Annotated in this window: 10 protein-coding genes; 5 read left to right on the forward strand and 5 right to left on the reverse strand. The window is 53.6% G+C overall.

The genetic code is table 11. The annotated features are described in order from the left end of the window. Positions 1-52 precede the first annotated feature (52 nt). From G7Y43_RS05225 to G7Y43_RS05235, 3 genes are all read left to right on the forward strand, one after another. Complete coding sequence (locus G7Y43_RS05225; protein ID WP_241158163.1) at positions 53-1258, forward strand: hypothetical protein; 1206 nt, start codon at positions 53-55, stop codon at positions 1256-1258. Between the two features lie 136 nt (positions 1259-1394). Then, positions 1395-1634 carry an antitoxin gene (locus G7Y43_RS05230; protein WP_165044781.1) on the forward strand — a complete coding sequence of 80 codons (240 nt, stop codon included), beginning with the start codon at positions 1395-1397 and terminating at the stop codon, positions 1632-1634. A gap of 11 nt (positions 1635-1645) precedes the next feature. After that, positions 1646-2053 (forward strand): type II toxin-antitoxin system VapC family toxin, encoded by a 408-nt coding sequence (locus G7Y43_RS05235; RefSeq protein ID WP_165044783.1) that lies wholly within the window; start codon positions 1646-1648, stop codon positions 2051-2053. A 134-nt stretch (positions 2054-2187) separates the two neighbouring features. Here G7Y43_RS05235 and G7Y43_RS05240 read toward each other — a convergent pair whose 3' ends face one another. Then, positions 2188-5124: an LPXTG cell wall anchor domain-containing protein gene (locus tag G7Y43_RS05240; protein ID WP_165044785.1), complete on the reverse strand. Its 2937-nt coding sequence runs from the start codon at positions 5122-5124 to the stop codon at positions 2188-2190. Positions 5125-5331: 207 nt separating this feature from the next. Between G7Y43_RS05240 and G7Y43_RS05245 the strand changes: the two genes are divergently transcribed. Further along, the gene (locus G7Y43_RS05245; protein WP_165044787.1) at positions 5332-6702 is read left to right on the forward strand and encodes a hypothetical protein; all 1371 of its coding nucleotides are present in this window, start codon (positions 5332-5334) and stop codon (positions 6700-6702) included. Positions 6703-6793: 91 nt separating this feature from the next. Here the strand turns inward: G7Y43_RS05245 and G7Y43_RS05250 are convergent, their stop codons facing one another. Next, entirely contained in the window at positions 6794-7321 is a 528-nt protein-coding gene (locus G7Y43_RS05250; protein ID WP_165044789.1) for a hypothetical protein, read from the reverse strand. Between G7Y43_RS05250 and G7Y43_RS05255 the strand changes: the two genes are divergently transcribed. Then, entirely contained in the window at positions 7313-7465 is a 153-nt protein-coding gene (locus G7Y43_RS05255) for a hypothetical protein (protein ID WP_165044791.1), read from the forward strand. The genes G7Y43_RS05250 and G7Y43_RS05255 overlap by 9 nt on opposite strands. Positions 7466-7527: 62 nt before the next feature. Here the strand turns inward: G7Y43_RS05255 and G7Y43_RS05260 are convergent, their stop codons facing one another. Genes G7Y43_RS05260 through G7Y43_RS05270 form a run of 3 tightly spaced genes read right to left on the reverse strand, consistent with a single transcriptional unit; the run spans position 7528 to position 10793 of the window. Further along, positions 7528-8637 (reverse strand): zinc ribbon domain-containing protein, encoded by a 1110-nt coding sequence (locus G7Y43_RS05260; RefSeq protein WP_165044793.1) that lies wholly within the window; start codon positions 8635-8637, stop codon positions 7528-7530. Between the two features lie 13 nt (positions 8638-8650). Further along, complete coding sequence (locus tag G7Y43_RS05265; protein ID WP_165044795.1) at positions 8651-9433, reverse strand: zinc-ribbon domain-containing protein; 783 nt, start codon at positions 9431-9433, stop codon at positions 8651-8653. 43 nt (positions 9434-9476) lie between these two features. Further along, the gene (locus G7Y43_RS05270) at positions 9477-10793 is read right to left on the reverse strand and encodes a zinc ribbon domain-containing protein (protein WP_165044797.1); all 1317 of its coding nucleotides are present in this window, start codon (positions 10791-10793) and stop codon (positions 9477-9479) included. Positions 10794-10956: the final 163 nt, after the last annotated feature.

Here is a 10956-nt window from a genome sequence, read left to right on the forward strand (position 1 = left end):
CGTTGATGCGCTGCGGTGCTTGCGATTATGTAGGACTTGAGAAAGGATGCCGGTGATTAGGGCGATCGACGCAAAGACAAAAGCGTGTGGAACCAGGCTGCTTGCTGCGGTTATGGCGTTCTCGCTTGCAGTGGCGTTGCTGGCCGTTGGCTGTTGTCTCCCGTATGAATGCGCGCATGCCGACGAAGTTGACGATGCGCAAGCGGTGCTCGATGAGGCTGAAGCGAGCATGGCCGAGATATCTGCCGAATACGATGAACTGGCCGCCAAAATAGCCGAACTCCAAAGCCAGATAGACGAATCAATTACGCAGGTTATGGCTGCTCAGGAAGAGATGCTGGAAGGGCGCGCGAAACTAGGAGAAACCGCGCGCTATGAATATCGGAGCAACACGGCATCTGCGATGCTTTCAGTACTGCTCGACTCGGCCAACTTTGGGGAGCTTTTGCGTAACGTCAGCTGCTTGGATCAGATCATGGACCATCATGCCGACGAAGTTGCCGAGCAGCAGGCGCGCAAGGCGGAGTTTGAAGAAGTGTCTGCAACGCTTACGTTCCAGAAAAACGAGCAGGAGCGCGCGCTGGCTGAACTGGAAGAAAAGCGCGCCGAAGCGCAGCAGGTGGTTGATGACGCCAGTGCGAAACTGGCCGACGCGAAAGAGAGTCAGGCGTCTCGCTTGGAGGCGCTGCGCGCGCAGGCTGCGGCATTTGCGCAGAGCTCGGCGGAAGGCGGTGCCGAAATCGTTGAGAACGCCAACACGGTTGACCGCACCGACGCAGTGCCCGAAGGCACACCAGTTGCACCCAATCCGGCAGCGGGTGGTACGAACTCGGGGAACACGGGCGGTTCCGGTAATGTGGCTGCGCCGCCGTCGAGTGGTGGCGGTGGTGCCTCGGCGGGTGGCGCTTCCTCGGGTGGTTCTGCGTCGGCGGGCTGGATGACCGGCGTTGCTTCGGCGTACGGTGGCTCGAGCGATCCGTATACGCCCAACCCGGGCATTACCGCTACAGGTGCGGTATGCGACGACAACTCTATGGGCGTGGCGGTGCCTATGTCTCTGCCTGGCTACCGGTCGTATTTCGGTCGAACGGTGGAGATCAGCTACAACGGCATGACGGTGTATGCGGTGGTCAACGATTGCGGCTACATGGGCGGTGGCAGCCGTGTACTCGACTTGCAGCCGGGCGTGTTTAAGGCATTCGGCTACGGCGATTGCTACGCTTGGGGTTTACGCACGGTGAGTTACCGGTTCCTGTAAAGGTTCCTATAGGGTAGTTCCTTGCAGGGTGAAGCCGCCATACAGCGGAGGGCGAGGTCAAGAAAAGGTCACCCCGCAGCTTGCCTTTACTTTCCAAAACCTTGTATACTTGTGAAACAAGTATACAAGGGGGTGCATGATGCCACAGCTTTCTCTTTACTTAGACGATTCCGCTATGGAATTGCTGCGTGAGCGTGCGGTAGGTTCTGGTCAATCGTTGTCGAAATATGTAGTTAACCTTATTCGTCATGACGAAGTTAATCCCGCATGGCCACGTGGCTACTGGGAAGACGTGTACGGTTCCTTGAATGACCTTACATTTGGGGCGCCTGACGAAGTTGACGTGCCACTTGATGACATTGTCCTTTTCGAATAAAGGGGGAGGACATGTATCTTCTCGACTCCGATACCTGCATTGAAATCATGCGAGGGCATCTTCCTTATGCTTACAAGGTTATGAAAAGCAAGATGCCGAGCGACTTTGGCGTACCGAGTATTGTGGAAGCAGAGCTTCGCTTTGGTGCAGAGAAAAGCGGCAACCCGCGTGAAGGCAGGTTTCTTGTTGATCGTTTTCTTGCTCCGTTGCAGGTTGTTCCCTTCGATTCGCGATGTGCGGTTCAGTATGCGGCTGTGCGCCATGATCTTCAAAAGCGAGGCTGCATGATTGGCCCGAATGACCTACTCATCGCTGCAACCGCTTTGGCCCACGGTGCAACGCTTGTCAGCAACAACATTCGAGAATTCAGTCGCGTGAAGGGTCTTCTCCTAGAATGCTGGGACGAAGTGGAGCTGTAGTGAAGTGAAGGAAGACGGGGTGTCGACAAGTTGCAAATCGCACGAGAAAGCCTGTGATGGGAAGGTCGCAGCAAAAAACCTTAACAGTGAGGTTGCGGTTTGACTATCGTAACCTCACTGTTATCGGTTGTTGGCTATGCTTGCAACTTCAAACGCCGTTTTATGCTGAGCATAAGGGCTGATAGGCTTGCGATAATGCCGGTTCCTGCCAAACCAACAAGGCCCATGTTGTGGTCGCCTGTTTGTGGAAGTGGTTTGGCGGATTCTGCTGAATCGGTAGACAGCTCGACAGCGCTATTGTCTGCGGTCATCGGCGCAGTAGCGGAGTTCTGTTCCGTGAGGGCCTGAGAGCTTTCGCTGATCACGCTGTAGGTTGCCTGCGCTTCGAGCATGCGTTGCTTGGCCTTCTCCAGCGATTGTTCCGTCTCTTCTTCTCGTTGTTCGGCGGCATGAAGCAAATCGTTTGCAATTTGTGTGTCTTCCTCGCTTGACGTTGCAAAGTGCTGTGCTTCTTCAAGCGTTTGCATTTTGTCGGTAAGCTCGGAAAGAGCGCTTTGGGCATCGTCGTGCAGCGCCTGCTTTTCAGCATAGATACGCTGCTTTTCATCCCGTGTGCTTTGGGCAGTGGCAAGCTTGTCGGATACATCCTGCTCGGCGTCGTACGCATTTTTAGCCTGCTCGGCAGCAGCGTCGGTCTTGCTTTGCGCAGCTTGTCTGTTGACTGTAGCGTTGTCAAGCGTAGCTTTTGCATCGCTCATTGCGGCCTGCGCTTGAGCGAGTGTGGCATCAACCTGCTCAAGATTCGCTATCGCTTCAGTTTCTGCCTGTCGCTTTTCTTCTACCAGGGAATTTGCTGAGTCAAGGGTGCTTTCGGCGGCGTTAAGGGCGTTTTGCTTGGCCGACACTCCTGCTTCCTTTTCGGCAAGATCGGTCGCTGCTTCTGCGAGCTGTTCCTTCGTGTGGTTAAGTGCAGCATGTGCGGCTTCGGTTACTCGTGCGGCTTCTTCGAGTGCGGCGGTCTTTTCCTCAATGTTTGCGTCGGAGGTTGCTAGAGCTTGTTCTGCGCGGGAAAGCGCGTCGGCTGCTTGAGCGAGGGCTTCATTTGCTGCCACGTTGCTGGCCGTCGTAGCGGTGATATTTAATTCTGCTTCGGATTGCGCAGTACGAGCGGAATCCAGAGTTGCTTGCGCTTGTTCGACGGCTCCTTGCGCATCTTGGAGGGATTGTTGATATTCCTTAAAGAGGTTTTCGAACTCGTCGACAGAATAGACATACTCATAGTTTGATGCTTTTGAGGCGCTGTATCCCGACGTGATGCCATACTGCGTGAATCCAGCTCCCATAACTTGGTTTGCGTTCCAGAAGAGGTTTGTGTAATGCCCGATGGTGACATCGCGTTGCTCCGCTTCGCTTTCGATGCGCTTTACATCGTCAGCTGTCAGCGGTGCGTTGATTCCCAGGCCGTCGCGTATTTTGTTGAACCGCGCCTTTTCCTGGTCGTACCAGCCGCGTGTGGGATCGGGATATCCGAAGGCTAGGTTTTCGCATGACACTAAAAGCAAAGAATGACGCCGTAATCCTGCTCCGCGGTCAGTTGCTGCTTGTGTAACCGCCATCAGGTAGAAGTTCGTTGAGGCAGTGCCCCCGTCGATGATGTTGCAGAAGTTTTCGTCGGTTGCACGGAGCTCGATGATCTTCTTCATGATGTCGATTCCTTTTTGCGTGTTTTTCAGCGAGATAGCATCCTTTACGTCGCCCGTTACCACAATCTTGCCATTGCGGTTTTCGCCGAAGTTGACGTTTTCGCCACCATACCAACGGGAGAAATCCTCTTTCTGGGCATCTTCGAGAACCTTGAGTGCCTGGTTCAGATCGTTGATTTGATCCTCTGTGAGATCGTCTTTCTGCAGCATCCACTCGATAAGACCAATAGAGCCTTTGGAGATGGCTTCATCGACTCCTTCCGCGCGGGCTTTGGCATCTGCGAGGTCGATTTCGGCGCGGGAAACCGCAGCGTCGGCCACTTCCTTTGCCTGCAAGGCTGCTTGTTCGGCGGCTTCAGCGTCGGCACATGCTTGCTCCTTGGCACTCACGTCGGCCAACACCGCGTTCTTGGCCGCAGCGTTAGTATCGCGTTGTTGCCGCGCGGCATCGAGTGCTGTTTGCGCTTGGGTTTGCTGCTCTTCTGCGGCTGTGGCCGATGCTTGCGCTTCGTCTGTGACAGCTTGGGCTGCTTGTACGGTTTGCCCTGCCTGATCCACGGCTATTTGGGCTTGGGAAAGCTCTGTCTGCGCGCGAGATGCTTCTTCTTGAGCGGCGGCTCGTGCGTCGTTCGCCACAGCTAGTTCCGTCTGCGCGGCAGCAATCTCTCCCTGCAGCTGTGCGCGGCCTTCGTCTGTGGCATTCGCTTCCGCTTGCTCGAAGGCTGCAGCGGCGTTGTCGTAGGCTGCCTGCGCGCTCGCTTCTGCTTGTTCGGCCTCTGATAACGCAGCTTGGGCTACCGAAAGCTGTGCCTGCGCTTCTTCGAGGGCTGTCTGCGCGATACGGTGGGACTTCTGCGCGCCTTCAAGTGTTGTTTCTGCTTCTGCGAGCTCACATTGGGCTGCGGAAAGTTCGGCTGTTGCGGCATTTGCTGCTGCTTGTGCGTGCTCCACTGCTTCGGGGGTGATGCCTGCGGCGGCGTTCTGTGCTTCTGCCAACGCCTGCTTGGCTGCTTCTTGATTGCTGACTGCTTGTTCGTATGCCGTGCGTGCCGCTTCTGCTTCAGCAACTGCTTCACTGTGGTTTTTTTCGGCGTCTGTTAGGTTTGTCTGCGCTTCGTTTAAGGCGTCGGTTGCTTCTTGAAGCGTCATAGCAGCAAGGGCTTCTTCTTTCGAGATGGTGGCACGGGCGACTGAGCTATCGGTATCGTTGTTGTTCGTCTGCGGTGATGCGTTTTCTGTCGCAAATGCCGATAAGGGTTGCGGGTTTGAGAAGGCAACGGCAGCTGCGAGAGCGACACATGTTCCCTTGCTGGCAATCGAACAAATAGATGTCTTTTCGTGCTTGGTGTTCGAAGGTACGGAAGCCATATTCTCTCCTTTTTCGTTGGGTTTTCTAACAGTGATAGAGTAGAATTCTAAATATCCTGAAAAAAGAGATTTTGAACGAGTAAAAAAATGGCCTAAGGCCGCGAACGTGCGTGTTGCAACGTTTGGGTAGTTTGTTGGAGCGTCAACAGTGCGTACCGTTAGGTGCGCTTCCTCCATGGAGATGCTTGGCGGGGAAGAAGGTGCGTTGTGCGAATTCACGATCAAATCAAAACGTCCCAAGGGCGACTTCCCTCGCGTGGGGCGCGGTACGTTACATATGACAACACTCCTGCAAGCATTGTGTTTGAGCTGCTGACGCCTCAGCAAGTTGTTACGCGTGAAGGTGAGGCTGCGCAATCGGATGTCGCTTTAGGCCTCGAAGACCTGTCTGTCATCAAGTTGATTTCGGAAGCGATTGCGTTTGCTGGAACAAGCGGCCCGCTTTTCGGGCGTTCCGACTGCGAAAGCATCGTCGATTGGCAGAGCGCCATTGCACTTGCACATGAGGTGGTGTCGCTGCAGGAAATGCTCAACGGAGCCAAGCCGTTTGTTCCCGCAGCTCTAAATATCGAGAAGATGACAGCATGCGTTTCGGGTACGGGGGCTGAGTTTTCCGTCTACACGGCATCGTTTGATATCGGTTGCTCGGATGAGTCAGCCTACGCTGCTATCATGCCGACGTTGCCATGGCTTAAAAAGTTTCGTCAGCAGCAGGGATTCGACTATTCGTTCATGTCGGCCGAAGTGGATGAGGGACACATCATCTTGTCGGCGTTTCTTCTATCGTTTGAGCGTGAGATATCGGCGCTTGACTTCGCGGCGGCATTCTCGTATTTCGCGAACGACGCGGCAGTCGTTGAGCAAGCGCTGCACGGCCTTGTGGGCGACGCGACTTTGATCTCGCAAGATTGGACGGTGGAAGGCGTGTTAGGTTTGCTTTCCACTGAACCGAACTTGCTGGTGAACGAGCTGCCGCTCGATGAAACCGATTCTCCGCATTTGCAGAAGCTGGTGTACGCAATCATATCGTTGCACTTGCAAGGCGTACGCATCGACGTGTTTAGTTCCACCGAAGGCGATGACTTCATGGCGTTCGACTGCTTCTTGAGTTATCTGTGGTATGGGTTCGCGCGCAAGCTCGGTCAGGTGAAGATTGGCTATTGCGAGCAATGTGGGCGAGGGTTCTCGCTCACGGGGCATCGGGGTATCAAGCGGCGTTTCTGTAGTGCTGAGTGCAAGACGAAAGCGAAAAATGCGCGTTCTAAAGAACAGCGAGACGAGGTGCGTCGGCGTTTTGCGGAGGGGGAATCGGTGGCTCATATTGCGAAAGCGTGCTTCCCGGGAGAATCGGCGCGTGAGGCTCGTTGTCGTGTAGTATCCAGCTTAAAAGGATGGAAGGCTCTGCAGCACGAACTGGACGCCGCCATTGTTGTGCGTGGCGATCAGCGTGCCTTCATGTATCGTCTCATCGACGAAGGGGTGATTACTGCCGCCGACGTAGCGAGCCGTGCACAATACCTCAAGGATAACCCAAGAACAGCAAAAGCCGCCCTCAAGTACGCACAAGGGGACCGGTAAGAGCAGGGGCGCGCTTCGTAGTGTGCTCGCCTGGTTGGTTAGCTTATCCCTATGTTTTTGTGAGTACGTATCTTCGCTCTTTCTCGGGTACTTATCGGCGTGTTGCTGCAACACCTGCGAAAACGGCAGCAGTGATTGCCGCATCTTTCGCCGCTTTGGATTCTTCGAGTATTTGCCCTTGCATGTTCAACATGGCGGACTGATAGTTGGACATTTCAAGAACGTTGATCGCTTCTTTCACGCTGTCTGCCTTGCCAAGTCGCAGGATTTCGTACAACGCACGCAAGGTGTAAGGATCGCTGTATTCGAACGCAAAGGGGTTATTCGGAACGGTAAGGTAGTGTTTGTATATTCCTTGGTAGATTTCTGATATACGCGATCTGACTAAGGGAATTCTTTTCTTTCGCTTCAAACGTTGTATAACGACGATGACCGAAGTGAGTACGCCCGGAAGAGCTACAAGAATTGTTATTGCTAGGTAATCTGGTTTGATGATCATGATGTCAGCGGGAATACTGGTGACGATGGCGAACAGGGGAATAAAAAGCAAGATGATTGCAATGGTCGGCCAAGCTTGTCGCTGGAGCCTTTGTAAGCTGGTAAGCTCGTTTTGAAGCATCCTGAGTTCGCTGTAGGCATCGCATTGCGTATCGAACTGAGAGCAGAGCCAGGCAACGCCATTAAGGATTTCGGTGCGTCGTCGTACGGCTACCTGCTCGTTTTCCCATACCGACAGACCGGCGAATGGCGCACCGCATTTTAAACAGAATCGGGCGTCGCCTGTATTCCTCGACCCGCATTTTACGCAGTACATTTTGAACCCCTTTATTCCAAGCTTGTCCAGTTAAACGATTCAGTGTCGGTTCTTATGGGATGCTGCTCTTCGAGAGCACTCATGAAGCTGAAATCTTTGTAATCCGATGATGACTCCGTTACTTTCGTACCATCGGGAAGTGTATGGATGATGGTGGAAGAGCCGGCATGAGCGTCCCCATCCCAGAAATACGATTCAACGAGAACAAGCTGGCCTTTCTCTATCACGTAATAGGAGACTTCGCCAGTCCAGGCACCGCCGCTGGCTTTGTTGATAATGCCCCCGTCTTTACAGAGGATGTAATGGTACCTATCCCATCCTTGCGCGAGAGGTTTCACCTCGTTATTGTAATAGGTGAAAATACACATGCCATCGGCAGAATCTAAATCACTATCTGTCGAATCGCACATGACAATAAGTTCGGGTATACCGTCAGAGTTGATGTCTTCGATGCAGTACCAAAATGCCGGATTGGATGCAAAAAGAGGGAAGAAGATGGTCGGAACATACTGAAAGCCTTCAAGATCGCTTCCTATAGGAGCAACGCCATTCATTTCTGCGTTGTCGTAGTCTGAATTGAAATCGGTATCGTCAAAGCTTTCACCTCTCGTGTGCCACAGATCGATCGCCTGTCGGAATTCGTCAACAACATCGGCGTAAGCCGTTTCGGCCTGTTGCGCAAGATCGGACTCCTCCGGTTCTGTTGACTCTTCGCTCTCTTGCGGCTGCGCGGGTGCTGCCTGTTCTGCGGGCTCGGCCTGCTGTTCTTGTTGCTGTGGGGCTATGACGTCGGTGTATACGCGGTATGCGGCGTAGGCGATGCCGGAAAGGGCCAGCGTGACCAGTACGACCAGTACTAGCGTGGGGATACGCCTGCGACTTTTGCCCTTTTGGCGGTCCATGGCTTGGGCAAAGGTGGTGCGTGCGGGCGCTGCCGAGGTGGTATCGGCAGCGCCTTCGGCGGTGCTAGCTTCCGTACCGGCCATGGCTGCAGCTTCGGGGGCTTCCATTTCCGCTCCTGCTGCGTTGGCCGGCGAGGCCACTATGCTAGTAGGTGCGCCACAGCTCGTGCAGAACTTTGCTTGGTCGGATAGTACGCTTCCGCATTTCGTGCAGTACATGTTGTTCTCCCGGTTAACCTACATTGCTCTTGAACGTGTCGTCATATAAGATACGCCACGTGCCCCGCTCTAAAACGAGGTTAAATGTGAAGGGTTCTTCCTGAATGATTGTCTCGTTGTCAGAAATAAGCTCAAAACGCCAAGTCCCCGATACGAATGCGGAGTTTCCATCGATGCTTTGACTGCTGTCCGCTATGCTCACGTGGTAGTCGATGTTCTCTCCTGCAAATGAAGACAAGTTGGGAAAGAGGTCTTTCACAAGACTTTCGAACACCGCGCGGCTTGCGCCGTCGGGAACAGCGAGTCCGATACTGTTCGCTGCGCTGTCTATCAGCGAAAACGTTGAATCGTATTTATTGCGCGTGTTCTCGTCCATGCAGGCGATGGCACGGTTCGCATCTTTTTCATCAAACGCGGCTGTGAACTCCTCTACGGTGGTGATAGGTGGGTTTACCTCTTCCACGTAGTAGCGATAAATGGTGTGTGCGGCATAAGCGACAGCGGAAAGCGCCAATGCCACAAGCGCAGCGAGTACGAGCACGTGAATGCGGATGTGGCTTCGGTGCTTCTGTCTATCCATGGCTTCGGGAAAGGTGAGTTGTTCCGATGTTGTGGTAGAGTTGTCGGCCGGCTTAACGGAATCGGGGTTGCCAACGTATTCGGTAAAGCGGGCTGGTTCGTCGGAATCGGCCTGTTCGTCAGCGGAGGCGTTCGGGATGCATGGTGCAGGCGAGCCGCAGCTCGTGCAAAACTTTGCATGATTGCTTATCTCGCTTCCGCATACCATGCAGAACATCCTAAACGCCTCCTTTTGAAATCACATCGCGCCAGCTGCGTGACTAGGCTTTTTCGATAAAATTGCCACCAAATGATAGATAGGAATCATTTCCGCTATCCATACTAACGAGGTACGAGGTCATATAGGAGCTCTCGGTTTCTACAGAGGTATTGAGTGCGTATGAAACCGCTGATCCATTTGAATCAGAAACGGTATTGCTGCGGCAATCGAAAGCCACGGAGTTGTTTGTATCCTTAAACGACACAGCGAAATTGGGCTGGCCAAACTCATGCGTGGGTTCGTTGGTTACCGCGCCAGTGAGATCTACGTTGTGATACTTATAGTAAGTCTTATCCTCTCGCTTGTTGTCGTAATCGATAACATAGTCCGCGTCGAGAGTCTCGCTGGTAGCATTCGAGAAGGAAAGAGAGGCTGTGACTTTGCCGTAATTCGATTCATCGGTGAGTTCGAACGTCTTGCCGGCCAGCTTCCACTCAGTTGCCTGGCCGGACAGCTGAGCCTCGCCCTGCATCTGCCAACCGTCTGTCTCGCTGAACGCGAAAGTGGCGGTGCTGGTGGCGGTGTCGGTGGCAAACCACATGTCGTAGCTCACCTTCTGCGTGGCGGTGCTGGTGTAGGAACCCTCGCCACCATCAAGAGTTGATGCGAAATCGGAAGTCGAGTATACGACGGCGCTATCTGAGGATTCCGTATTCTCGTCAATGAAGTCAACACCTTTCAAAGGTGTGGTGGTTGATGAGGTGATGCTGGGGTCTGAGAACAATACCCATTCGCCATTTTCCTTCATGTAGCTCACTTCACCCGTGAAGTCGGTTTCGAAGTTGGCGTTTGACATCGTGCCCGTAAATGTCGCCGTCACACATTCGAGTTCCGCGCCAAAGAGGTTTTGCTTGCTCTTCTGCTGATCGTCTACCTTGAAGTCGGTTATCTCGTAGGGTGATTCGTTAACGTAGTTCGAAGGCACCACGCCTGTGGTGGCGAAATTGCTTGCGTTGACGTCATCTCGCAGGCGGTCGTTTGAAATGGGGTTTGCGCCCATCACAGCGAATGCGACGATCGCGATGACGACTATGGCTGCCGCACATGCTCCCGCGATGATGGCGGTTTTCTTATTCTTGGGCGAAAGGGCCTTGGGTGCCGTGGCGCTCGCAGCGTTTGATGCGCTCTTTGTATTTGCGGTTGCTTTTGCGCTGGTGCCAGCGGCGTTACCTGCCGAGTGCATACCGGCGACAGGTTGTTTTCCAGAAGCACCTTCCGAAGGTTTTCCGGGTGATAAGGCTCCTACCTTGTGGCCGCATTCTGCGCAGAAAGCAGCGTTGTTCTCGAGTTGCTTGCCGCAGTTTTCGCAGTAGATCATGTTCCTTCCTTTCGTTAGTTCCTATGGTGATGCTAGGGAAACACTGATTAATGGTACTTACACTGAGCTTTTCATCTTCGCCATTGAGTTTTTGCTTCAAATTGCCTTGAGAGACCCTGTGAGGCACCTTCTATCCTTCTATGAGGTACCCTACCAGGGGTTT

Source organism: Adlercreutzia sp. ZJ138, from assembly GCF_011038935.1.
GTDB lineage: Bacteria > Actinomycetota > Coriobacteriia > Coriobacteriales > Eggerthellaceae > ZJ141.

Bases quoted from the DNA above. Each gene is read 5' to 3' on its own strand.
- G7Y43_RS05265 (WP_165044795.1), bottom strand. From the start codon at position 9,433: ATGTTCTGCATGGTATGCGGAAGCGAGATAAGCAATCATGCAAAGTTT.
- G7Y43_RS05240 (WP_165044785.1), bottom strand. From the start codon at position 5,124: ATGGCTTCCGTACCTTCGAACACCAAGCACGAAAAGACATCTATTTGT.
- G7Y43_RS05250 (WP_165044789.1), bottom strand. From the start codon at position 7,321: ATGCTTCAAAACGAGCTTACCAGCTTACAAAGGCTCCAGCGACAAGCT.
- G7Y43_RS05235 (WP_165044783.1), top strand. From the start codon at position 1,646: ATGTATCTTCTCGACTCCGATACCTGCATTGAAATCATGCGAGGGCAT.
- G7Y43_RS05230 (WP_165044781.1), top strand. From the start codon at position 1,395: ATGATGCCACAGCTTTCTCTTTACTTAGACGATTCCGCTATGGAATTG.
- G7Y43_RS05260 (WP_165044793.1), bottom strand. From the start codon at position 8,637: ATGTACTGCACGAAATGCGGAAGCGTACTATCCGACCAAGCAAAGTTC.
- G7Y43_RS05270 (WP_165044797.1), bottom strand. From the start codon at position 10,793: ATGATCTACTGCGAAAACTGCGGCAAGCAACTCGAGAACAACGCTGCT.